This is a genomic window from Clavibacter davisi (assembly GCF_052751415.1).
In genome coordinates this window covers 1,896,499-1,918,089 of the sequence record NZ_CP199882.1, presented here as the reverse complement: position 1 = coordinate 1,918,089, position 21,591 = coordinate 1,896,499, and the positions used below count along the sequence as shown (strand labels likewise).

The following is a 21,591-nucleotide window of genomic DNA, read 5'->3' as shown; positions in this document are numbered from 1 at the left end:
CGGCACCCGCGGGTCCGCCGTCTGACGCCTCGTCGGCCCCGACCGCGGAGCCCGCGCCCCGGACCGCATCCGCCGAGGGCAGGCGGATCGGACCGGGCGCCGTGCGCGCCGAGGAGCGGGGTGTCGCCCTGGGGCTCCCGCGGCCGCATGCGGTCCGCACATGGTCACCGGTGTCGCCCCGTGATCCCCGCGCCCGGCACGCGCCCCGGGCGCGGTCGGCGTCGCCTCATGCTCCCGCCCGGCTCTCCGACCGGTCCGCGCCGGTCCGGCTCGCGGCATCGGCCTGCGCCCGTCGCCCGACATGACGACGCCCGCCCGAGCGGTGCTCGGACGGGCGTCGACAGGAGGGCGGGATGCGCCGGGATCAGCCCACGTGGGCCGCGCGGCGCACCTCGGCGGGCGTGAGGCGCAGCGTGTCCGCGCGCCGCGTCGTGCTCAGCAGCGTCGCCGTCATCGCGGAGGCCAGCAGGCAGGCGAGCACCATGTGCAGGCCCACCAGGAACTCCGGGAGTCCCGTGCGCGCCTGGATCAGGCCCACGGCGATCTGCACCAGCTCGACGGCGAGCAGCACGCGCGTCCAGCGGGAGACCGCCGGCCAGCGGTGACGCGCCGCGATGACGACGAGCGCGACCGTGAGGCCGAAGGTCGTGTACGCCGGCCAGCTGTGCACGTGCTGCAGCAGCTCCGGGTCGAGCCCGTTGCGCGCGGCGCCGCGGTCGCCGGCGTGGGGACCGGATCCGGTGACGACGATGCCGACGAGGATCGTGACGCCCACCACGGCGGCGGTCACCCGGGCGAGCGCGAGGAAGGAGGCGGGGACCGAGCGCTCCGCCTCGTCGAGCGGGTGGTACGTGCGCCACACCAGCACGGTGGAGAGCACCACGAGCACCACCGAGACGACGAAGTGCATGCCCACGATGTACGGGTTGAGGCCGGTGAGCACCGTGATGCCGCCGATGACGCCCTGCGCCGGGATGCCGAGCCCGATGGCGAGCGCGAGGGAGAAGAGCCCCCGGCCGCGGTTCCGCAGCCGCAGGACCGCCAGGAACGTGGCGATCGCGACGATCACGAGCACGAAGGTGAGCAGGCGGTTGCCGAACTCGATGATCCCGTGCACGCCCATCTCGGGCGTGGAGACGAAGGAGTCGGCGGTGCATCGCGGCCAGGTCGGGCAGCCGAGCCCCGACCCGGTGAGCCGGACGAGCCCTCCCGTGCCGACGACGAGCGTCTGCACGACGAGCGTGGTCCAGACGAGGATCCGCGTCGCGCGGGTGATCCCGTCCGGGAGCCTCTCGCGCAGCCTCCTCGCCACCATGGTGGTCTGACCTAGCACGCTCCCACTGGGAGACTGCCCCGCATCGGTGCCGTGAGTCACTGCCTGCCTTCCGCGCCCGCTGGATTGCCCGTAGAATCGGGTGGTTCATGGAACACGTCGGGCCTTTCGGCGTCCGGCACGTCAGCGAGGACGGCGGGAACAAGTCCACCCGCGTTCGTGTTCATCCTAAGAGGGGTGCGAGGCGTGAAGCCGCGGCATCCCTGAGACCCACAGTCTTCCCCTCGTCACCGAAGCGGCCCCGCCGTGCGAGGGGGTTGCCGATACGGCGCTGATACGCCCAGATCGTCAGGAAAGCAGGTAGCCATGTCAGATGTGCTCATCGACCGACCCGAGCTCGAGAGCCTCGGGCAGTACGAGTTCGGCTGGTCCGACTCCGACGTCGCCGGGGCGTCCGCCAAGCGCGGCATCTCGCCCCAGGTCGTCGCCGACATCTCGCGGCGCAAGAGCGAGCCCGAGTGGATGCTCGCCAACCGCATGAAGGGTTACGAGCTCTTCGGCAAGAAGCCCATGCCCACCTGGGGCGCCGACCTGTCGGGCATCGACTTCGACAACATCAAGTACTTCGTGCGGTCCACGGAGAAGCAGGCCCAGACGTGGGAGGACCTGCCCGACGACATCAAGAACACGTACGAGCGGCTCGGCATCCCCGAGGCGGAGCGTCAGCGCCTCGTCTCCGGCGTGGCCGCCCAGTACGAGTCCGAGGTCGTCTTCCACTCCATCCAGAAGGAGCTCGAGGACCAGGGCGTCATCTTCATGGACACCGACACCGCGCTCCGCGAGCACCCCGAGCTGTTCAAGGAGTACTTCGGCACCGTCATCCCGGCGGGCGACAACAAGTTCGCCGCGCTGAACACGGCGGTGTGGTCCGGCGGCTCGTTCGTGTACGTGCCCAAGGGCGTCCATGTCGAGATCCCGCTGCAGGCGTACTTCCGCATCAACACCGAGAACATGGGCCAGTTCGAGCGGACGCTGATCATCGCGGACGAGGGCAGCTACGTCCACTACATCGAGGGCTGCACCGCCCCGATCTACAAGTCCGACTCGCTGCACTCCGCGGTCGTCGAGATCATCGTGAAGAAGGACGCCCGCGTCCGCTACACGACCATCCAGAACTGGTCGAACAACGTCTACAACCTCGTCACCAAGCGCGCGACGGCGGCCGAGGGCGCCACCATGGAGTGGATCGACGGCAACATCGGGTCCAAGGTCACGATGAAGTACCCCTCCATCTACCTCATGGGCGAGCGCGCCAAGGGCGAGACCCTGTCCGTCGCCTTCGCGGGCCCCGGCCAGCACCAGGACGCCGGCGCAAAGATGGTGCACATGGCGCCGTACACGCAGTCGTCGATCGTCTCCAAGTCGATCGCGCGCGGCGGCGGCCGGGCCGGCTACCGCGGCGAGATCCGCGTGGACGCGGCCGCCCACCACTCCGCCAACACCGTCCGCTGCGACGCGCTGCTGGTCGACACCATCTCACGCTCCGACACGTACCCCGCGATCGACATCCGGGTGGACGACGTGCAGCTCGGCCACGAGGCCACGGTCTCGCGCGTCAGCGAGGAGCAGCTGTTCTACCTGATGAGCCGGGGCATGCCCGAGGACGAGGCCATGGCCATGATCGTCCGCGGCTTCATCGAGCCCATCGCCCGAGAGCTGCCCATGGAGTACGCGCTCGAACTCAACAAGCTCATCGAGATGGGCATGGAAGGATCCGTCGGCTAGATGACGACCCCACTCGCCACCACAGAAGCCCCCGTCCCCGCCGACCAGCACGGCAGCCGGGCGCACACCGACGGAGGGTGGGGCGTCATCCCCATCCAGACCCGCTCCGAGCGCTTCACGTCCACGGACGTCGAGGCGTTCGACGCGGTCACCGGCCGCGAGGCCGTCTGGAAGCTGACGCCCGTCCGCCGGCTCGACGACCTCATCTCGGGTGAGCTCGACGGCACGCGCTACCCGTTCGCCACCACAGGGGGTGAGGGCACGTCCGTCTCCTGGATCGCGCGGGACGACGCCCGCGTCGGCACCGCCGGCGCCCCCGAGGACCGCGCCCAGGCCAACGCCTGGTCGTCCTTCGGGGAGGCGCTCGCCATCGAGGTGTCGGGCGAGCAGCCCGTCACCGTCACGGTCGGCCGCTCCGAGCTCGGCTCGGCGCCCCGCGCGGCGCACACCGTCATCACGGCGGCGCCCTTCAGCCGCGGCGTCGTCATCCTCGACAACGCCGGGTCGGCCTCGCTGGTCGAGAACGTCGAGATCGTCGTCGGCGACCAGGCCGAGCTCACCGTCGTCACGGTGCAGCAGTGGGACGACGAGGCGCGCCACCTCGCCGCGCACCAGGCCGTCGTCGGCCGGGACGCGAAGCTCAAGCACGTGGTGGTGACGCTCGGCGGCTCCATCGTCCGGGTCAATCCCTCCACGCACCTCTCGAACGAGGGCGCCGACGGCGAGCTCCTCGGCGTGTACTTCGCCGACGCGGGCCAGCACCTCGAGCAGCAGGTCTACGTCGACCACGACGCCCCGAACACCCGCAGCCGCGTCACCTACAAGGGCGCGCTGCAGGGGAAGGGCGCCCGCACCGTGTGGATCGGAGACGTGCTCATCCGTCGTTCCGCACCCGGCACCGACAGCTACGAGCAGAACCGCAACCTCGTCCTCACGGACGGCACGCGCGCCGACTCGGTCCCGAACCTCGAGATCGAGACCGGCGACATCGCCGGCGCCGGTCACGCGAGCGCCACGGGCCGCTTCGACGACGAGCAGCTGTTCTACCTCCAGGCCCGCGGGATCACGGAGGAGGAGGCGCGTCGCCTCGTCGTCCGCGGCTTCCTCAGCGAGATCGTGCAGCAGATCGGCGTCCCCGACCTCGAGGAGCGGCTGCAGGCCGCCATCGAGGCCGAGCTGGCCGGGACGAGCACCGGGGCGGTCGTCCGATGACCGCCGTCCGCATCTGCGCCGTCGACGAGCTGGGCGAGAACGAGGCGCTCCGCATCGAGATCGAGGGCCTCGCCATCGCGCTCGTCAAGGACTCCTCGGGCACCGTGCACGCCATCGGCGACACCTGCACGCACGGCGACATCTCGCTGGCCGAGGGCTTCGTCGAGGGCGACACCCTGGAGTGCTGGGCCCACGGCTCGAAGTTCTCCCTCGAGACGGGCAAGCCGCGCACGCTGCCGGCGTACGAGCCCGTCCCCGTCTACCCCGTGACGATCGTGGACGGCGACATCCACATCGACACCACCCCGAAGAGCTAGAGGAACCGCACGCATGTCAACTCTCACCATCACCGACCTGCACGTCAGCGTCGACACCGAGCAGGGTCGCAAGCAGATCCTCAAGGGCGTCGACCTCACGATCAACGAGGGCGAGATCCACGCGATCATGGGCCCGAACGGCTCGGGCAAGTCCACGTTGGCGTACTCCATCGCGGGCCACCCCAAGTACCACGTCGACTCCGGCTCGGTCACGCTCGACGGCGTCGAGGTGCTCGACATGAGCGTCGACGAGCGCGCGCGTGCCGGCCTGTTCCTCGCCATGCAGTACCCGGTCGAGATCCCCGGCGTCACCACCACGAACTTCCTCCGCACCGCGAAGACCGCGATCGACGGCGAGGCCCCGGCCATCCGCGGCTGGATCAAGGACGTCCGCACCTCCATGGCGGCGCTCAAGATGGATCCCGCGTTCGCCGAGCGCAACGTCAACGAGGGCTTCTCCGGCGGCGAGAAGAAGCGCAACGAGGTGCTGCAGCTCGAGCTGCTGAAGCCGAAGTTCGCGGTGCTCGACGAGACCGACTCCGGCCTCGACGTCGACGCGCTCAAGATCGTCTCCGAGGGCGTCAACCGCGCGAAGGCGAACACGGGCCTCGGGCTCCTGCTCATCACGCACTACACGCGCATCCTCCGCTACATCCAGCCCGACTTCGTGCACGTCTTCGTCGCCGGTCGCGTCGCCGAGCAGGGCGGGCGCGAGCTGGCCGACCGCCTCGAGGACGAGGGCTACGACCGCTTCCTGACGCCCTCGACCACGGTGGACGCGTGAGCACGCAGAGCACGCTGACCCCGCAGAAGTTCGACGAGGTCGAGGAGGCGCTCAAGGACGTCATGGATCCCGAGCTCGGGATCAACGTGGTCGACCTGGGTCTCATCTACGACCTCGCGTGGGACGACGAGAACGACGCCCTCATCATCCACATGACGCTGACATCGGCGGGCTGCCCGCTGACCGACGTGCTCGAGGAGCAGACCGCGGAGGCGCTCGACGGCGTCGTGGCCGCGTTCCGCATCAACTGGGTGTGGATGCCGCCGTGGGGTCCGGAGCGGATCACCGACGACGGCCGCGACATGATGCGGGCCCTCGGCTTCTCCATCTGATCCGCGCCCGCGCCGCGCGACCTCGACGGCCCCTCCCGCACCGGGTGGGGCCGTCGTCGCGTCGGGGCCCGCCTCTCGGCCGCTGTCGGGAGGGGCGGGACGCCGCCGTCTCGTACACTGGACCGGTCGGGTCCGATGGACGCCCTCGACCGACCGGGCTCGACCCCCTCTGCTGCGGGTCGCCCCTCTCCCACGGACCGTGGGACATCCGCTGATCAGAAGGACCTCTCACCGTGCTCGCTGTACACGAACTGGAGCTGCGCGTCGGCGCCCGCGTCCTCATGGAGGATGTCTCGTTCCGGGTGAGCCCGGGGGACAAGATCGGCCTCGTCGGCCGCAACGGCGCCGGCAAGACCACGCTCACCAAGATCCTCGCGGGGGAGGGCCAGCCCACCGGCGGCCGCATCGACCGCTCCGGCGAGATCGGCTACCTCCCGCAGGACCCGCGCTCCGGGAACCCTGAGGACCTGGCGCGCACGCGCATCCTCGACGCACGCGGGCTCGGCACGCTGTCGCTCGACATGCAGCGCGCGATGCTCGACATGGCGTCCACCGACGACAAGGTCTCGTCGAAGGCCATGAAGGACTACGGCCGGCTCGAGGAGCGCTTCGTCGCGCTCGGCGGGTACGCGGCCGAGGCGGAGGCCGCGTCCATCGCGAGCAACCTGAGCCTGCCGGACCGGATCCTCGACCAGCCGCTCAGCACCCTCTCCGGCGGTCAGCGCCGGCGCATCGAGCTCGCGCGCATCCTCTTCTCCGGCGCCGACACGATGCTCCTCGACGAGCCCACCAACCACCTCGACGCCGACTCCGTCACCTGGCTCCGCGAGTTCCTCAAGGGCTACCAGGGCGGCCTCATCGTGATCAGCCACGACGTGGAGCTCGTCGGCGACACCGTGAACCGCGTCTTCTACCTCGACGCGAACCGCATGGTCATCGACATCTACAACATGGGCTGGAAGCACTACCAGCGCCAGCGCGCCGCCGACGAGGAGCGCCGCAAGAAGGAGCGCGCCAACGTCGAGAAGAAGGCCGGCGTCCTCCAGCTGCAGGCCGCGAAGTTCGGCGCCAAGGCATCGAAGGCGGCGGCCGCCCACCAGATGGTGCGGCGCGCGGAGAAGATGCTGTCCGGCCTGGAGGAGGTGCGCGCCGTCGACCGCGTCGCCAAGCTGCGCTTCCCCGAGCCCGTCGCCTGCGGGCGCACACCGCTCATGGCGAGCGACCTCAGCAAGAACTACGGCTCGCTCGAGATCTTCACCGCCGTCGACCTCGCCATCGACCGCGGGAGCAAGGTCGTCATCCTCGGCCTCAACGGCGCGGGCAAGACCACGCTGCTGCGGATCCTCGCGGGCGTCGACGAACCCGACACCGGACGCCTCGAGCCCGGACACGGCCTGCGCATCGGCTACTACGCGCAGGAGCACGAGACGATCGACGTCAAGCGGAGCGTGCTGGAGAACATGGTCTCCTCGTCGCCGGACATCTCCGAGATGGAGGCGCGACGCGTCCTCGGCTCGTTCCTGTTCACGGGCGACGACTCGGCCAAGCCCGCGGGCGTCCTCTCCGGCGGCGAGAAGACGCGCCTGGCGCTGGCGATGATCGTCGTGTCGGGCGCCAACGTGCTGCTCCTCGACGAGCCCACCAACAACCTCGACCCCGCGAGCCGCGAGGAAATCCTCGGCGCGCTCAACACCTACTCCGGCGCGGTCGTGCTCGTGAGCCACGACTCCGGCGCGGTCGAGGCGCTCAACCCGGAGCGCGTCCTCATCATGCCGGAGGGCACCGAGGACCACTGGAGCCCCGACTACATGGACCTCATCGAGCTCGCCTGATCCGACTGGGCGCAGCCCGCGGCCTCCCGACGGGAGCGCCGGGGCGGGGTGCGCTCAGCGCGCGTCGTCGAGGATCCGGTCCTCGACGTCGGCGTCCGAGGGCTGCTTCCGCGCCCGCTTCGCCTGGCGGGCACGCTCGCGGTCCTGCTCCTCGGGGTCGTCCTGGTTGATGATGCGGTACTCGTTGCGGATCGCGACGCCCAGCCCCACGAACGCGATGATCGCGAACACGAGCCACTGGAAGGCGTAGGAGAGGTGCGGGCCCTCGTCCTCCTCCGGACGCGGCGTGGCGAACGGCGCCGCGGCCGCGGGGGCCGGGTCCTCGGACATCAGCAGGCCGTACGCGCCGGTGAACGTGGGCGCCTGGATGCGGTCGGCGATGTCGGGCAGGTTCACGGTGGCGATCTGCCCTTCGGGGGCGGTGCGTCCCGGCAGCTCCGGTTCGCCCGCCTTCAGCCGCGTCGTGACGGTGACCTCGCCCGCGGGCGGCGCAGGTACGGAGTCAGGGGAGTCCTGCGAGTTGCCGATGGGCACCCACCCGCGGTCGACGACGAAGACGCGTCCGTCCTCGAGGCGCAGCGGCGTGAGGACCTCGAAGCCGGGCTGCCCGTTGAAGGGGCGGTTGCGCGCGAGGATCTGCTGGTCGACGAGGTACGTGCCGGTCATGGTGACCGGGGTCCACTTCTGCGTGTCGACGTACGCGGACGTGTCGGCGAGCACCTGGTCGACCGGCTGCGCCGCGCGATCCCAGTTGTCCTCCACCTTGGCGATCTCGGCGAGGGCCTCGTCGCGACGGGCGAACTGCCAGTGGCTGAGCAGCACGCAGGCGATGGAGAAGACCACGGCGACGAGCAGGTAGCCGGCCCAGCGGCGGTTGAGGACGAAGCGCCAGCGGTTCACGCGATCGCCCCCTCGACGGGCGCGTCGACGGCGGCGACCCGCACGGGGAAGTCGCGGCCGGCGAGGAAGTCGCGGAGGAAGCCGACGTGCTCGTCGCACGCCGTCCACGTCTTCACGCGGTCGACGGTGTGGATCCGCGGGTTCCGCCACTCGACCCGCCAGGCGGCGTCCGCCCGGCAGCCGGCGCGCGAGCACTGGACGACGTCGGGGGACGGACCGGAGCCGAGCCCCCAGGAGGCGAGCCCGCTCACGCGTCGGTCGGGGAGTCGGGCACTCCCGGCTCGGCGGCCGATGCGGGGCGGGCGGCGTGCGGACGCGGTTCCGGAGCGCGGCCGGTCTCGTACGTGGTGAAGGGCTCGGGGGTTGTGAAGGCCTCGGAGGAGCGGGACGGCTCGGACGGCGCGTGCGGCTCCGACATCGTGAACGGCTCGGAGGGGACGTACGGCGCGGCCGGCGGCGGGAAGCCCGAGTGCCGCGCGGACACGGCGACGACGCCGCCCGGGCGCTCCACGGCCGTGCCCTGGTTGCCGCCCACGTTCGCGAGGATGACCGCGAAGTAGGGGAGCACGACGGCGCCGACGGCCGCGACGGCCAGCCACCAGCCCTGGAGGAACAGGCAGGACAGGATGCAGACCATCCTGATGCTCATGGCGATGGTGTACTTCACCATGCGCGCGTGACGGTCCTCCTGCGGGGACCGGGGGAGGCTGGTGACCGATTGCTGCGGGGCTGGCATGCGTGGTTGGCGTCCTTCGAGGGCACGTCGCGCGCCCCATCGGGACAAGGGTACGCCGCACCACCGATAGGATCTCCCGAGTCCGCATGCCCCCGCCGAGCCGTAAGGGAAGGTCCCCCATGAGCGCCGCACGCACCGTCCTCGTCACCGGAGGCAACAGGGGGATCGGGTACGCGATCGCGGAGGAGATGCTCCGCCAGGGCCACCGCGTCGCCGTCACCGCCCGCTCGGGCGAGGGTCCCGCGGGCAGCCTCACGGTCCGCGCCGACGTCACCGACGCCGCGTCCGTCGACGCGGCGTTCACCGAGGTCGAGGCCGCGTACGGCCCGGTCGAGGTCGTGGTCGCCAACGCCGGCATCACCCGCGACACCCTGATGATGCGCATGAGCGACGCCGACTTCACCGAGGTGGTCGACACCAACCTGGGCGGCGCCTTCCGCGTGGTCAAGCGCGCGTCCAAGGGCATGCTCAAGGCCCGCTTCGGCCGCATCGTCCTCATCTCGAGCGTCGTCGGCCTCTACGGCTCCGGCGGCCAGGTCAACTACGCGGCGTCCAAGAGCGGGCTCGTCGGCCTCGCCCGCTCGGTCACGCGCGAGCTCGGCGGTCGCGGCATCACGGCCAACGTCGTGGCCCCGGGCTTCATCGAGACCGACATGACCGCCGAGCTGCCCGAGGCGACCGCGGCCGAGTACCGGAAGTCCATCCCGGCCGGCCGCTACGGCACCGCCGCCGAGGTCGCCGGCGTCGTCGCGTGGATCTCCTCCGACGAGGCCGCGTACATCTCGGGCGCCGTCATCCCCGTCGACGGCGGCCTCGGCATGGGCCACTGACGCCGCTCGTCGGGGAGAGGGCCGTGTCCGACCTCCTGGCCGCGTGGGACATCGGTCCCGCCGAGCTCACCGAGCTCGGAGCCACGCACAACCACGCGTACCGCGTGGACGTCGAGGGGGGATCGCGCTATCTGCTCCGCCTGCACGTCGCGCGGCGGAAGCCCCACGAGATCGACCTCGAGCTCGACTGGCTGGCCATGCTGGCCGCGCGCGGCGGGGCCTCGGTGCCCGTGCCGCAGCGCACGCGCGACGCGAACTGGACCGCGACCGTCGAGGCCGCCGTGCCGGACGACGACGAGGTCGGCCTCCGTCGGGCGGTGACGGGCGCGTCGGGGGAGCGGGTCGAGCTGCGGCTCGCGAGCCTCCTCACCTGGCACGACGGCGAGATGCTGAGCAGCCTCCCGGCCACGGCCGACGCCGGGCCGTTCGCGGAGGCGCTCGCGGCGCTGCACGCCGCGGGCGCGGACCCGGCCGCGGTCGCCCTAGCCTCGCGCCGTCGCCAGTACGACGCCGACTACGCCGCCCTGCGGCTGGAGAGGCTGGCGGACGGCTACCCCGGCATCATGGCCGACGGGTCCACCGCCGCCGCGCTCGCGGGCGCCGTCGAGGAGCTGCGGGCCACGCTCGCGGAGGCGGGGCCCCCGATCATGGTGCACGGCGACTACCACCCGGGCAACCTCATCCAGGGGCCCGACAGCGCCTCCGTCATCGACTTCGACCGCTGCGGCCTCGGCCCGGCGGGACTCGACGTCGCCGCCGCGATCATGTACCTCGCGCCCCGGCAGCGCGCGCAGTTCCACCGCGCCTACACCGCGGCGGGCGGAAGCACGGGCGTCCCCGACGAGCGCTTCGGCGCGTTCATCTTCCTGGCGTACCTCGACAACGTCACGCACCTCGCGAGCCTGCCGTCCGAGCGCGAGCGGATGCCCGCGAACATCGCGCAGCTCGTCGCCATCGCCCGGGCGGTCGTCGGCGGCTGAGACGGCGGTGACGCCGCGTCAGCGGGGGAGGCCGAGGAGCGCGAGCACCTGCGCGAGGTCGCGGCGGTCGACGCAGACGTCGGCGCGCTCCCGGACGGCGGGCTTCGCGTCGAAGGCGACGGAGAGGCCGGCGACCGACATCATCTCGAGGTCGTTGGCACCGTCGCCCACCGCGACGACGCGCGACAGCGGGATGCCCAGCTCCGCGCTCCACTCCTCGACGGCCGCGCGCTTCGCCGCGGCGTCGATGACGGGGCCGGCGACCCGTCCCGTGAGGCACCCGTCGACGGTCTCCAGCCGGTTCGCGCGCCACCGGTCGAGCCCGAGGCGCTCGGCGAGCGGATCCAGCAGCTCGTGGAACCCGCCGGAGACGACGGCGACCACGTGGCCGGCGTCGTGCAGGCCCGCGACGAGCCGCTCGGCGCCCGGGGTGACGCGGATGCGGCGGCCGACGACCGCGTGCACGGAATCCGGCAGGCCGACCAGCGTGAGCACGCGGGAGCGCAGGCTCTCGGCGAAGTCGAGCTCGCCGCGCATGGCCCGCTCGGTGACGGCGGCGACCTCGTCGAGCGAGCCCGCCTCCGCGGCCAGCAGCTCGATCGCCTCGTCCTCGATCAGGGTGGAGTCGACGTCGAGCACGACGAGCATGCGCGGACCCGCGACTCGCGTGTCCGGCGCCGGCACCGCGGGACGCGTCAGGGGGAGGACGGCGCTCACGGGGTGACGCGCACGCCCTTGCCCACGACGGTGATCCCGCCGTCGGTGACCGTGAAGCCGCGCGCGCGGTCGCGGTCGTGGTCGACGCCGACGGTGGCGCCGGGCTCCACCTCGACGTCCTTGTCGAGGATGGCGCGGCTGACGACCGCGCCCGCCCCGATGTGCACCTTGTCGAAGACGATGGAGTCGACGATCCGCGCGCCCGACTCCGCGATGACCCACGGGCCGAGCACGCTGCGCTCGACGTGGGCGCCGCTGATGACGCCGCCGAGCGAGGTGATCGAGTCGATCATCGTTCCCGTGTTGCCCTGCGCGTCGCGGACGAACTTCGCGGGCGGGCTGTTGAGCTGCTGGCTGAAGATCGGCCAGTCCTTGTTGTAGAGGTTGAACACCGGCAGCGCCGAGATGAGGTCCTGGTGCGCGTCGAAGAACGACTCGATGGTGCCGACGTCGCGCCAGTAGTAGCGGTCGCGGTCGTTGGCACCGGGGACCTCGTTGCGGTTGAGGTCGTAGACACCGGCGTTCCCCTGCTCCACGAACCACGGCACGATGTCGCCGCCCATGTCGTGCGCGGACTCGGCGTTCTCGCCGTCGCGGCGCACGGCGTCGATGAGCTGGTCGGTGTCGAAGACGTAGTTGCCCATGGACGCGAGCACCTCGCCGGGGGAGTCGTCGAGGCCCTGCGGGTCCTTCGGCTTCTCGAGGAACGCGCGGATGGCGTAGGGGTTCGCGGGGTCCACGTCGATCACGCCGAACTGGTCGGCCAGCTCGATGGGCTGGCGGATGGCCGCGACCGTCGCGCCGTGGCCGGACGCGATGTGCGCGTCGATCATCTGGCTGAAGTCCATGCGGTACACGTGGTCGGCGCCCACCACCACGACGATGTCGGGCTTCTCGTCGTTGATGAGGTTGAGGCTCTGCAGGATGGCGTCGGCCGACCCGCTGAACCACCGCTTGCCGAGGCGCTGCTGCGCGGGCACGGACGCGATGTAGGAGTTGAGCATCTGGTTGAGGCGCCAGGTCTGCGACACGTGACGGTCGAGCGAGTGCGACTTGTACTGCGTCAGCACGACGATCTGCGTCAGCCCCGAGTTGATGAGGTTGGAGAGCGCGAAGTCGATGAGCCGGTACTGGCCGCCGAACGGGACGGCGGGCTTGGCGCGGTCCGCGGTGAGCGGCATGAGCCTCTTGCCCTCGCCGCCGGCGAGCACGATTCCAAAGATCTTCTTCGATGCCATTGCACCAGCGTAGATGCACGTCAGGGCATGTACTAGCGTTCGACGAATGCGAGCAGACGTGATCACCAAGGAGTATCCGCCCGAGGTCTACGGGGGTGCGGGGGTCCATGTCACGGAGCTCGTGAAGGCCATGCGGCAGCAGACGGAGGTCGTGGTCCGCGCCTTCGGGGCGCCGCGTGACGAGCCCGGCGTCTTCTCCTACCCCGTCCCCTCGGAGCTCGCCGGCGCCAACGCCACGCTGCAGACGATGGCCGTCGACCTCGCCATCGCGCGCGACGTCGCCGGCGCCGCCGTCGTGCACTCCCACACCTGGTACGCCAACCACGCGGGCCACGTCGCGTCGCTGCTGCACGGCATCCCGCACGTGGTCACCGCGCACAGCCTCGAGCCGCTCCGACCCTGGAAGGCCGAGCAGCTGGGCGGCGGCTACCGCGTCTCCAGCTGGATCGAGCGCACGGCGTACGAGGCGGCCGACGCCGTCATCGCGGTGAGCGACGGCATGAAGCGCGACATCCTCCGCTCGTATCCCGCGCTCGACGAGGCGCGCGTGCACACCGTCTACAACGGCATCGACCTCGAGGCGTGGGCGCCCGTGCACGACGAGGACCTCGTGCGCTCCCTCGGCATCGATCCGTCGCGCCCCTCGGTCGTCTTCGTCGGCCGCATCACGCGCCAGAAGGGCCTGCCGTACCTGCTCCGCGCCGCGGCGCTCCTGCCCGCCGACGTGCAGATGGTGCTGTGCGCGGGCGCGCCCGACACCCCGCAGATCATGGAGGAGGTGACGGCCCTCGTGCGCGGCCTCCAGGAGGAGCGCTCCGGCGTCGTCTGGATCGACCGTCTCCTGCCGCGTCGCGAGCTCTCCGCGGTGCTCACCGCCGGCACGGTCTTCGTGTGCCCGTCGGTCTACGAGCCGCTCGGCATCGTGAACCTCGAGGCCATGGCGTGCGGCGCGCCCGTCGTGGGCACCGCCACGGGCGGGATCCCCGAGGTCGTCGACGACGGCGTCACCGGCCGCCTCGTCCCCATCGACCAGGCGACGGACGGCACGGGCACGCCCACCGACCCGGAGCGGTTCGTCCGCGACCTCGCCGCCGCGCTCACCGAGGTCGTGGCGGATCCCGCGGCCGCGCGCCGCATGGGCGAGGCCGGCCGGGTGCGTGCCGAGCGGGAGTTCGGCTGGGACCGCATCGCCCGGCAGACCGAGGCGATCTACGCGTCGATCCTCCGCTGACCGGCCTCGCGGCCCGGGTGGCGGCGGGCCGCACCCGGGGCCCGGGCGGATAGACTGACGGGCATGAGCCACGTCCTCTCCCTGTCCGGAGTGTCCTTCGTCCGGAACGGGACGACCATCCTCGACCACGTGGACTGGACGGTCGACGGCGACGAGCGCTGGGTCGTCCTCGGCCCCAACGGCGCGGGCAAGACGAGCCTCCTCCAGATCGCCTCGGCGATGGCGCACCCGTCCTCCGGCACCGCCACGGTGCTCGACCACGAGCTCGGCCGGGTCGACGTCTTCGAGCTGCGCTCGCGCATCGGCTTCGCGTCCACCGCCATGGCCCGCCGCATCCCCGCCGACGAGACCGTGCTCGACGTGGTGCTCACGGCGGCGTACTCGGTCACCGGCCGCTGGAACGAGGACTACGAGGACATCGACGTGCGGCGCGCCCAGCGCGTGCTCGCCGAGTGGCGCCTCGACCACCTCGAGCAGCGGAAGTTCGGCACTCTCAGCGACGGCGAGCAGAAGCGCGTGCAGATCGCCCGCTCGATCATGACGGACCCCGAGCTCCTGCTCCTCGACGAGCCCGCCGCGAGCCTCGACCTCGGCGCCCGCGAGGAGCTGCTCCAGCTGCTCGGCGGCTACGCGTCCGCGCCCGAGGCGCCCGGCATCGTCATGGTCACCCACCACGTCGAGGAGATCCCCCGCGGATTCACGCACGGGCTGCTCCTGCGCCAGGGCGCCGTCGTGGCGGCGGGGCCGCTCGCGGACGTCATCACGGCCGACAACCTGGGCCGCGCCTTCGGCCTCGAGCTCGAGGTCACGCAGGACGACGGCCGCTTCACGGCCCGCGCCGTCCGCCGCTGATCCGTCCGCGCCGCTCCTCGGCGCGCCGACCCGATCCGGGCACCCGTCTGGTAGGCTCGTCCACTGGTCCGGTGATCATCCCGGACACCCACGCTTCCCACGCAGACACCAGAAACGACGAAGGACACCCCGATGAAGACCGACATCCACCCCAAGTACGCCCCCGTCGTCTTCCGCGACCTCGCCTCCGGCGCGACCTTCCTCACCCGCTCCACCGTGAGCAGCTCGAAGACCATCGTCTGGGAGGACGGCAAGGAGTACGCCGTCATCGACGTCGAGATCTCGAGCGAGTCGCACCCGTTCTACACGGGCAAGCAGCGCATCATGGACTCCGCCGGCCGCGTCGAGAAGTTCAACTCGCGCTACGCGAACTTCGGCACCAAGAAGTAGCAGCCTCCTGCTGCACCACGAAGGGCGCCCGGCTCCGGCCGGGCGCCCTTCGTCGTCCCCGCACCGCGGCGGCCCGAGGAGCGCGGCGCCGGGGGAGCGGGCCGGATCAGCTGTCGGCGTGGCGCTCGGGCCAGGCGCCCGACGTCGTGAACGCGGGGTCGCGCGTGCGGCGCATGTAGTCCTGGAAGCTCTCCGCCTGCACGCGGGACCAGTCGACCTGGCGGTCGTGCAGATCGAGCACGGGGATGTCGAGCTGGTCCGCGTACCGGCCGGCGATGGCCTGCGCGACCCGCCCGGCGGCGATGGCGTCCGCGCCCGCGTCGTGCGCGTCGTCGAGCCGCACGCCGTAGTGCTCGGCGGCGACGGAGAGCGTGCGCTTGCCGCGGCGGTAGGTGTCCACCGCCTTGTCGATGACGAGGGGGTCGATGACGGGACCGGTGTCGCGGAGCGGCTCGACGCCGTGGCGCACGGCCTCCCGGTTGAGGAGCGTGAGGTCGTAGGGCGCGTTGTAGACCACGAGGGCGAGCCCGCGCGCGAACACCTCGCGGATGGTCGTGACGATCTCGAGCACGACCGCGGCCGCATCGCGTCCCTCGGCGCGGGCGCGCTCCGTGGTGACGCCGTGGATGGCGGCGGCGGCCGCAGGGATCTCGACGCCGGGATCCGCCAGCCAGTCGTGCCGTTCGGTGACCTTCCCGTCGGCGTCGAGCACGACGATGCACGCCGTGACGATGCGCGCGGTCTCGACGTCCACCCCCGTCGTCTCGAGGTCGAAGGAGGCGAGGGAGTGGTGCCAGCGGGAGCTCATCCTGTAGATGCTACGGGCGACCGCCGATGGCGGGCGCACCCATGTGGAGCCAGTAGAAGCTCTGCGTCGCGAGCGTGAGGGTCAGCCGGCCGTCGTCGCCGACCGTCGGGAAGACGCCGCCGCCGAAGAGGTCGTAGAGCTGCGAGCCCGCGAAGTCGGACGCGTCGATCGTGACCGACACCGGGTTGTGCGCGAAGGAAAACACGCAGAGCACGTCCTCGGCGCGGTCGCCGAAGTGGGTGCCGCTGCCCTCGTACGAGCGCACGAACGCGAGGACGCTCTCGTGGTCGGTCGGCAGCACGCGGATGGTGCCCTGGCCGAAGACCGGGTGGGCCTTCCGCACGTGGATGACGTTCCGCACCCAGTGCAGGAGCGACCGCGACTGCGCGAGCTGCGACTCGACGTTGATCTGGGCGTAGTTGTACACGAGGGACTGCACGACCGGCAGGTAGAGCTTGCCCGGGTCGGCCGTGGAGAAGCCGGCGTTGCGGTCGGGCGTCCACTGCATGGGCGTGCGGGACGCGTCGCGGTCCGGCAGCCAGATGTTGTCGCCCATGCCGATCTCGTCGCCGTAGTAGAGGAACGGGCTGCCGGGCAGCGAGAACAGGAGCGCGTGCACGAGCTCGAGCTCGGCGCGCGAGTTGTCGAGCAGCGGCGCGAGGCGGCGGCGGATGCCGATGTTGACGCGCATGCGCGGGTCGTAGGCGTACCAGCCGTACATCGCCTGCCGGTACTCCTCGCTCACCATCTCGAGCGTGAGCTCGTCGTGGTTGCGGAGGAACACGCCCCACGCGGCGGCCTCCGGGATCTCGAACGTCTCGCTCATGATCCGCTTCAGCTCGTCGGCGGTCTGCGAGCGGAGCGAGTAGAAGATGCGCGGCATGATCGGGAAGTCGAACGCCATGTGGCACTCGGGCTCCTCCTCGGTGCCGAGGAACGCGGACACCTCGCGGGGCCACTGGTTGGCCTCGGCGATGAGGATGCGGCCCGGGTACTCCTCGTCGACCATCGCGCGCAGGCGCTTGAGGAACTCGTGCGTGGCCGGCTCGCCCTCGCCGTTGCCCTCCTCGGTCTCGTAGAGGTACGGGATGGCGTCGAGGCGGAGGCCATCGACGCCCATGTCGAGCCAGTGGCGGATGACGCCGTAGATGGCCTCGTGCACCTTGGGGTTGTCGAAGTTGAGGTCGGGCTGGTGCGAGAAGAAGCGGTGGAAGAAGAACTGGCGGCGCACCGGGTCGAAGGTCCAGTTGGACTCCTCGGTGTCGACGAAGATGACGCGGATGTCCTCGTACTTCTCGTCGGTGTCGCTCCAGACGTAGAAGTCGCCGTAGGGGCCGTCGGGGTCGGACCGGGACTGCTGGAACCACTCGTGCTGGTCGGACGTGTGGTTCATCACGAGGTCGATGACGATGCGCATGTTGCGCTCGTGCGACTTGGTGACGAGCTCCTTGAAGTCGTCGAGCGTGCCGAACTCGGGCAGCACCGACATGTAGTCGCTGATGTCGTAGCCGCCGTCGCGGAGCGGGGACTGGAAGAAGGGCGGGATCCAGAGGCCGTCGATGCCGAGCCACTGCAGGTAGTCGAGCTTGGAGATGAGGCCCTGGATGTCGCCCGTGCCGTCGCCGTTCGAGTCGACGAACGACCGGATCATCACCTCGTAGAAGACCGAGCGCTTGTACCACTGCTTGTCGAGGGTGAGGCCGGGCAGGGTGATGGGGGCGGTGAAGCTCACGGTTCTCCTCAGGGGCGCGACGGGTCGTCGACGGCGGGGCGGGAAGGCTCGGGGGCAACTCTAGGCGCGCGCGGCTCGCGGCACGGCCCCCGGCGCGCCCGGGACCGGGGGCGCCCGCCGCTCGTAGACTCGACCCCGATGAACGTCCCCTCGCCCTACGCCGCCCAGCTCGACCGGATCCCCGTCGTCCGGCGCACCGCCGACGTCCTCGGCAGCCCCACCGCGTGGTGGGAGTACGGTCCTGCCGACGCGCGCGAGGTCCTCGTCGTGGTCCACGGGTTCCGCGGCGACCACCACGGGCTGGAGCCGGTGGTGGCGCAGCTGCCCGGCGTGCGCATCATCTCGCCCGACCTGCCGGGGTTCGGCGACTCCGCGCCGCTGGCGGGCGCCGCGCACGACATCCCCGGGTACGCGGCATGGCTCCGCGCGTTCGTCGACGCCACGGGCACGCGCGACGCGACCGTGCTCGGCCATTCGTTCGGATCGATCGTCGTCACGGCCGCGCTCGCGGGCGGCCTGCCGAACCCGCGGGCGATCCTCGTCAACCCGATCGCCGCCCCCGCCCTCGAGGGGCCGCGCGGGATCCTCACGCGCCTCGCCGTGCTGTACTACCGCTCCGCCGCCGTCCTCCCCGAGCGCGCGGGCTTCGGCCTGCTGCGCAACCGCGCCATCGTCCGGGTGATGAGCGAGGCCATGGCGAAGACACGCGACCGCGGGCTGCGCCGGTGGATCAACGACCAGCACGACCGCTTCTTCAGCGCGTTCGGCGACCGCCGCGTCGTGCTCGAGGCCTTCCGGGCATCCGTGTCCTCGGACGTGAGCACCTACGCACCCCGAGTGCGCGTGCCCGTGCTGCTCGTCGCGGCCGAGCGCGACGACATCACCCGCGTGGCCGCCCAGCACCGGCTGCGCACCCTGTTCGCGGACGCCCGCCTCGAGGTCATCCCGCGCGTCGGGCACCTCATCCACTACGAGACGCCCCGGGAGGCCGCCGGCTTCATCCGCGCGTTCCTCGACCAGGGGAGCGCCTCATGAGGCTCGTGTTCGACTGCCGGTACACGCGCGTCGGCCGCCACGACGGGATCAGCCGCTACGGCGCCGAGCTCGTCGCCCGGCTGGGCGAGCGCTTCGACGTGACCATGCTCATCAGCGACCACCGCCAGCTCGCCCTCCTGCCCGACCTGCCGTGGCAGCTGGTGAGCGCGCCGACCGGCGCCCGGGAGCCGTGGATCGCCCGGCGCATCGCCCGGCTGCGCCCCGACGTGGTCTACAGCCCCATGCAGACGATGGGATCCCGCGGACGCGACTACCCGCTCGTGCTCACGCTGCACGACCTCATCTACTACCGCCACCGGCGTCCACCGCGCGACCTGCCGGCCGGGGTGCGCGCCCTGTGGCGCGCGTTCCACCTCGCCTGGTGGCCGCAGCGGCTGCTGCTCGACCGGGCCGATGCGATCGTGACGGTCAGCGAGACGACGCGCGGGCTGATCCGCCGCCACAAGCTCACCTCCCGTCCCGTGGTCGTCGTGCCCAACGCCGCCGAGCTGGAGCCCGCGCCCGACGGCGCGCCCGACGGCCCCCGTGACGCCCCCGCCGAGCGCACCCTCGTGTACATGGGCTCCTACATGCCGTACAAGAACGTCGACACCCTCGTGCGCGCCGCCGACGACCTGCCCGACCACGAGCTGCACCTGATGAGCCACGTCTCCGCACCCGAGCGCGCGCGCCTGGAGGCGCTCGCCGACGGCGCGCGCCTCGTGTTCCGCGAGGGTCCGAGCGACGAGGAGTACGCCCGGACGCTGCGCCGCGGCACGGCGCTGCTCACGGCATCGCGCGACGAGGGCTTCGGCATCCCCGTCATCGAGGCGATGAGCGTCGGGCTCCCCGTCGTCGTCAGCGACATCCCGATCTTCCGCGAGATCTGCGGGGACGCCGCCGTCTACGTCGACCCGGACGATCCCGAGGGCTTCGCCGCGGCGGTCCGCGCCCTCGAGGACCCCGCGGAGTGGCGCCGTCGGTCCGCCGCGTGCGTCGCCCGGGCCGCCGCCTACGACTGGGACCGCTCCGCCTCCGCGCTCGGGGACCTGCTCGTGCAGGTCGCCCGGCCGAGGACTCCCTCGGCCTGATCCCCCGCGGGGATCCGACGGCTCAGGCGGGCCGGGCCTCCGATGACGGGGCGACGGCGGCGAGCTCCGCGACGCCGCCGAAGCGCAGCAGCGACAGCGTCCCGTCGATCACGCCGAAGGTGTGCGCCGAGCCGTTCTCGATCATGGGGCCCGGCCGACCGAGGAGCGAGGGGTCGAGGCTCCGGGCGAGCGCCGCGATCACGCCGCCGTGCGACACCACGATGAGCGATCCGCCCGGGTGCTCCTCCGCGAGGCGCAGCAACGCTCCGCCGGCCCGCTCGGTGACGGACTCCACGGTCTCGCGGCCGGGGACGTCGCCGTCCGGGAAGCGCGCCTCGATCTCGGAGTGGGTGAGCCCCTCCGCGAGGCCGTAGCGGCGCTCGGCCAGCGCCGGCTCCGGCAGGGGACCGGCGGTGGGGGAGCCGCCGAGCGCGAGGTGCTCGACGATGATCGACGCGGTCTCGAACGCGCGCCCGAGCGGGCTGGCGTGCACGGCATCCCAGCCGGCGCCGCCGTGCGCCGCCTCGGCGAGCAGCGCCCCCGCGGTGGCGGCCTGGGCGCGGCCGGTGTCGTCGAGCGGGATGTCGCTCGATCCCTGCACGCGCCGCTCCACGTTCCACGCGGTGCGGCCGTGGCGGACGAGCACGATGCGCGTCACGACGCGAGCTCCGTCGCGATGGCGCGGAGGGTCTCGCTGGTGCCGCCCTCGAGGCGCACGGTGGCACGCGTGTCGCCCTTGGTGATGCCGCGGTTGAGGATCACGATCGGCATGCGGCTCCTCCGGGCGATCTCGAGCAGTCGGATGCCGGAGTTCACGGCGAGCGAGGAGCCGGCGATGAGGAGCACGTCCGCGTCGGAGACGATGGCGCTCGCCTCCTGGAAGCGCTCGGTGGGCACCAGCTCGCCGAAGAACACCACGTCGGGCTTCAGCATGCCGCCGCAGACGCTGCACACCGGGATCCGGAAGCGGTCGACGTCGTGCACCTGGGCGTCGCCGTCGGGGTTCAGCTCCACCGCGTCGGGCTGGTCGAGCCACGGGTTCTCCGCGCTGATGCGGTCGGCGATCGCCGACCGCGCGTACGCCTGGCCGCAGTCCAGGCAGAGGACCCGGTCGAGCGACCCGTGCAGGTCCACCACGCGGCGCGACCCGGCGCGCTCGTGCAGGCCGTCGACGTTCTGCGTGACGAGGCCCGACACGACGCCGGCGCCCTCGAGGTCGGCGAGCGCGGCGTGCCCGTCGTTGGGGCGCGCGGAGCTGAACGCCTTCCAGCCGAGGTGCCCGCCCGCCCAGTAGCGGCGGCGGAAGTCGTCGCCCTCGCTGCGGAACTGCTGGAACGTCATCGGATTCCGCTTGGGGGCGCCCTCGCCGCGGTAGTCCGGGATGCCCGAGTCGGTGCTGAGGCCCGCGCCCGTGAGGACCGCCGTGCGGCGGCCGCGCATCAGCTCGACGGCCTCGGCCACGGTGGATCCCGCGGGGGGCCGGGGATCGTCGCGGAGAGCGGTGCTCATGGGGCCT

Annotated in this window: 23 protein-coding genes; 13 read left to right on the top strand and 10 right to left on the bottom strand. The window is 71.8% G+C overall.

Features of this window, described 5'->3' with window-relative positions; translation table 11 throughout:
* Positions 1-364: 364 nt before the first annotated feature.
* Positions 365-1,315, bottom strand: a complete 951-nt coding sequence (locus tag ACU4ZT_RS09085; RefSeq protein WP_445337047.1) for a COX15/CtaA family protein — start codon at positions 1,313-1,315, stop codon at positions 365-367.
* 324 nt (positions 1,316-1,639) lie between these two features.
* Here ACU4ZT_RS09085 and sufB point away from each other — a divergent pair, with 324 nt between their 5' ends.
* From sufB to ACU4ZT_RS09055, 6 genes are all read left to right on the top strand, one after another.
* Positions 1,640-3,058 carry a Fe-S cluster assembly protein SufB gene (gene sufB / locus ACU4ZT_RS09080; RefSeq protein ID WP_012038419.1) on the top strand — a complete coding sequence of 473 codons (1,419 nt, stop codon included), beginning with the start codon at positions 1,640-1,642 and terminating at the stop codon, positions 3,056-3,058.
* The gene (gene sufD / locus ACU4ZT_RS09075; RefSeq protein WP_175345501.1) at positions 3,059-4,270 is read left to right on the top strand and encodes a Fe-S cluster assembly protein SufD; all 1,212 of its coding nucleotides are present in this window, start codon (positions 3,059-3,061) and stop codon (positions 4,268-4,270) included.
* Positions 4,267-4,587 carry a non-heme iron oxygenase ferredoxin subunit gene (locus ACU4ZT_RS09070; protein ID WP_015490400.1) on the top strand — a complete coding sequence of 107 codons (321 nt, stop codon included), beginning with the start codon at positions 4,267-4,269 and terminating at the stop codon, positions 4,585-4,587. Before sufD ends, ACU4ZT_RS09070 begins: the two co-directional genes overlap by 4 nt.
* 13 nt (positions 4,588-4,600) lie before the next feature.
* Positions 4,601-5,371, top strand: a complete 771-nt coding sequence (sufC, locus tag ACU4ZT_RS09065) for a Fe-S cluster assembly ATPase SufC (RefSeq protein WP_063071799.1) — start codon at positions 4,601-4,603, stop codon at positions 5,369-5,371.
* The gene (locus ACU4ZT_RS09060; protein ID WP_043669540.1) at positions 5,368-5,703 is read left to right on the top strand and encodes a metal-sulfur cluster assembly factor; all 336 of its coding nucleotides are present in this window, start codon (positions 5,368-5,370) and stop codon (positions 5,701-5,703) included. The genes sufC and ACU4ZT_RS09060 overlap by 4 nt, the downstream gene beginning before the upstream one ends.
* A 233-nt stretch (positions 5,704-5,936) precedes the next feature.
* Entirely contained in the window at positions 5,937-7,535 is a 1,599-nt protein-coding gene (locus ACU4ZT_RS09055; protein WP_270981472.1) for an ABC-F family ATP-binding cassette domain-containing protein, read from the top strand.
* 54 nt (positions 7,536-7,589) lie between these two features.
* Here ACU4ZT_RS09055 and ACU4ZT_RS09050 read toward each other — a convergent pair whose 3' ends face one another.
* Genes ACU4ZT_RS09050 through ACU4ZT_RS09040 form a run of 3 tightly spaced genes read right to left on the bottom strand, consistent with a single transcriptional unit; the run spans position 7,590 to position 9,171 of the window.
* Complete coding sequence (locus ACU4ZT_RS09050; RefSeq protein WP_445337046.1) at positions 7,590-8,435, bottom strand: SURF1 family cytochrome oxidase biogenesis protein; 846 nt, start codon at positions 8,433-8,435, stop codon at positions 7,590-7,592.
* On the bottom strand, positions 8,432-8,686 hold the full coding sequence (locus ACU4ZT_RS09045; protein ID WP_445337045.1) for a hypothetical protein: 255 nt from the start codon (positions 8,684-8,686) through the stop codon (positions 8,432-8,434). Before ACU4ZT_RS09045 ends, ACU4ZT_RS09050 begins: the two co-directional genes overlap by 4 nt.
* On the bottom strand, positions 8,683-9,171 hold the full coding sequence (locus ACU4ZT_RS09040) for a DUF3099 domain-containing protein (protein WP_445337044.1): 489 nt from the start codon (positions 9,169-9,171) through the stop codon (positions 8,683-8,685). The genes ACU4ZT_RS09045 and ACU4ZT_RS09040 overlap by 4 nt, the downstream gene beginning before the upstream one ends.
* 119 nt (positions 9,172-9,290) lie before the next feature.
* Between ACU4ZT_RS09040 and fabG the strand changes: the two genes are divergently transcribed.
* Together fabG and ACU4ZT_RS09030 are read left to right on the top strand one after the other, a co-directional pair.
* A complete protein-coding gene (gene fabG, locus ACU4ZT_RS09035; RefSeq protein WP_063071804.1) occupies positions 9,291-10,001 on the top strand; it encodes a 3-oxoacyl-ACP reductase FabG in 711 nt (236 codons plus the stop codon).
* Between the two features lie 23 nt (positions 10,002-10,024).
* Entirely contained in the window at positions 10,025-10,981 is a 957-nt protein-coding gene (locus ACU4ZT_RS09030; RefSeq protein WP_445337043.1) for a phosphotransferase enzyme family protein, read from the top strand.
* Positions 10,982-10,999: 18 nt separating this feature from the next.
* On the opposite strand, the gene serB is transcribed toward ACU4ZT_RS09030, so the two are convergent.
* Positions 11,000-11,698 (bottom strand): phosphoserine phosphatase SerB, encoded by a 699-nt coding sequence (gene serB, locus ACU4ZT_RS09025; RefSeq protein ID WP_445337042.1) that lies wholly within the window; start codon positions 11,696-11,698, stop codon positions 11,000-11,002.
* Complete coding sequence (locus tag ACU4ZT_RS09020; protein WP_063071806.1) at positions 11,695-12,936, bottom strand: glucose-1-phosphate adenylyltransferase; 1,242 nt, start codon at positions 12,934-12,936, stop codon at positions 11,695-11,697. The genes serB and ACU4ZT_RS09020 overlap by 4 nt, the downstream gene beginning before the upstream one ends.
* A 46-nt stretch (positions 12,937-12,982) precedes the next feature.
* Here ACU4ZT_RS09020 and glgA point away from each other — a divergent pair, with 46 nt between their 5' ends.
* From glgA to ACU4ZT_RS09005, 3 genes are all read left to right on the top strand, one after another.
* Positions 12,983-14,167 (top strand): glycogen synthase, encoded by a 1,185-nt coding sequence (gene glgA / locus ACU4ZT_RS09015; protein WP_445337041.1) that lies wholly within the window; start codon positions 12,983-12,985, stop codon positions 14,165-14,167.
* 63 nt (positions 14,168-14,230) lie between these two features.
* A complete protein-coding gene (locus ACU4ZT_RS09010) occupies positions 14,231-15,019 on the top strand; it encodes an ABC transporter ATP-binding protein (RefSeq protein WP_270981468.1) in 789 nt (262 codons plus the stop codon).
* 132 nt (positions 15,020-15,151) lie between these two features.
* A complete protein-coding gene (locus ACU4ZT_RS09005) occupies positions 15,152-15,409 on the top strand; it encodes a type B 50S ribosomal protein L31 (RefSeq protein WP_063071809.1) in 258 nt (85 codons plus the stop codon).
* A 106-nt stretch (positions 15,410-15,515) separates the two neighbouring features.
* Here the strand turns inward: ACU4ZT_RS09005 and ACU4ZT_RS09000 are convergent, their stop codons facing one another.
* Together ACU4ZT_RS09000 and treS are read right to left on the bottom strand one after the other, a co-directional pair.
* Complete coding sequence (locus ACU4ZT_RS09000; RefSeq protein WP_063071810.1) at positions 15,516-16,217, bottom strand: 3'-5' exonuclease; 702 nt, start codon at positions 16,215-16,217, stop codon at positions 15,516-15,518.
* Between the two features lie 10 nt (positions 16,218-16,227).
* Complete coding sequence (gene treS / locus ACU4ZT_RS08995) at positions 16,228-17,949, bottom strand: maltose alpha-D-glucosyltransferase (RefSeq protein WP_012038402.1); 1,722 nt, start codon at positions 17,947-17,949, stop codon at positions 16,228-16,230.
* A 138-nt stretch (positions 17,950-18,087) separates the two neighbouring features.
* On the opposite strand from treS, the gene ACU4ZT_RS08990 reads away from it, so the two are divergent.
* Together ACU4ZT_RS08990 and ACU4ZT_RS08985 are read left to right on the top strand one after the other, a co-directional pair.
* Positions 18,088-18,984 carry an alpha/beta fold hydrolase gene (locus tag ACU4ZT_RS08990; protein ID WP_270981466.1) on the top strand — a complete coding sequence of 299 codons (897 nt, stop codon included), beginning with the start codon at positions 18,088-18,090 and terminating at the stop codon, positions 18,982-18,984.
* Positions 18,981-20,075: a glycosyltransferase family 4 protein gene (locus ACU4ZT_RS08985; protein WP_063071812.1), complete on the top strand. Its 1,095-nt coding sequence runs from the start codon at positions 18,981-18,983 to the stop codon at positions 20,073-20,075. Before ACU4ZT_RS08990 ends, ACU4ZT_RS08985 begins: the two co-directional genes overlap by 4 nt.
* A gap of 22 nt (positions 20,076-20,097) precedes the next feature.
* On the opposite strand, the gene ACU4ZT_RS08980 is transcribed toward ACU4ZT_RS08985, so the two are convergent.
* Together ACU4ZT_RS08980 and ACU4ZT_RS08975 are read right to left on the bottom strand one after the other, a co-directional pair.
* Positions 20,098-20,733: a histidine phosphatase family protein gene (locus ACU4ZT_RS08980; RefSeq protein WP_063071813.1), complete on the bottom strand. Its 636-nt coding sequence runs from the start codon at positions 20,731-20,733 to the stop codon at positions 20,098-20,100.
* Positions 20,730-21,584 carry a Sir2 family NAD-dependent protein deacetylase gene (locus ACU4ZT_RS08975; protein ID WP_063071814.1) on the bottom strand — a complete coding sequence of 285 codons (855 nt, stop codon included), beginning with the start codon at positions 21,582-21,584 and terminating at the stop codon, positions 20,730-20,732. Before ACU4ZT_RS08975 ends, ACU4ZT_RS08980 begins: the two co-directional genes overlap by 4 nt.
* Positions 21,585-21,591: the final 7 nt, after the last annotated feature.

Excerpts from the sequence above, each read along its gene's own strand:
- ACU4ZT_RS09085 (WP_445337047.1), bottom strand. The coding sequence starts at position 1,315 with ATGGTGGCGAGGAGGCTGCGCGAGAGGCTCCCGGACGGGATCACCCGC.
- sufB (WP_012038419.1), top strand. The coding sequence starts at position 1,640 with ATGTCAGATGTGCTCATCGACCGACCCGAGCTCGAGAGCCTCGGGCAG.
- sufD (WP_175345501.1), top strand. The coding sequence starts at position 3,059 with ATGACGACCCCACTCGCCACCACAGAAGCCCCCGTCCCCGCCGACCAG.
- ACU4ZT_RS09070 (WP_015490400.1), top strand. The coding sequence starts at position 4,267 with ATGACCGCCGTCCGCATCTGCGCCGTCGACGAGCTGGGCGAGAACGAG.
- sufC (WP_063071799.1), top strand. The coding sequence starts at position 4,601 with ATGTCAACTCTCACCATCACCGACCTGCACGTCAGCGTCGACACCGAG.
- ACU4ZT_RS09040 (WP_445337044.1), bottom strand. The coding sequence starts at position 9,171 with ATGCCAGCCCCGCAGCAATCGGTCACCAGCCTCCCCCGGTCCCCGCAG.
- fabG (WP_063071804.1), top strand. The coding sequence starts at position 9,291 with ATGAGCGCCGCACGCACCGTCCTCGTCACCGGAGGCAACAGGGGGATC.
- ACU4ZT_RS09020 (WP_063071806.1), bottom strand. The coding sequence starts at position 12,936 with ATGGCATCGAAGAAGATCTTTGGAATCGTGCTCGCCGGCGGCGAGGGC.
- glgA (WP_445337041.1), top strand. The coding sequence starts at position 12,983 with ATGCGAGCAGACGTGATCACCAAGGAGTATCCGCCCGAGGTCTACGGG.
- ACU4ZT_RS09010 (WP_270981468.1), top strand. The coding sequence starts at position 14,231 with ATGAGCCACGTCCTCTCCCTGTCCGGAGTGTCCTTCGTCCGGAACGGG.
- ACU4ZT_RS09005 (WP_063071809.1), top strand. The coding sequence starts at position 15,152 with ATGAAGACCGACATCCACCCCAAGTACGCCCCCGTCGTCTTCCGCGAC.
- ACU4ZT_RS09000 (WP_063071810.1), bottom strand. The coding sequence starts at position 16,217 with ATGAGCTCCCGCTGGCACCACTCCCTCGCCTCCTTCGACCTCGAGACG.
- ACU4ZT_RS08990 (WP_270981466.1), top strand. The coding sequence starts at position 18,088 with ATGAACGTCCCCTCGCCCTACGCCGCCCAGCTCGACCGGATCCCCGTC.
- ACU4ZT_RS08985 (WP_063071812.1), top strand. The coding sequence starts at position 18,981 with ATGAGGCTCGTGTTCGACTGCCGGTACACGCGCGTCGGCCGCCACGAC.
- ACU4ZT_RS08975 (WP_063071814.1), bottom strand. The coding sequence starts at position 21,584 with ATGAGCACCGCTCTCCGCGACGATCCCCGGCCCCCCGCGGGATCCACC.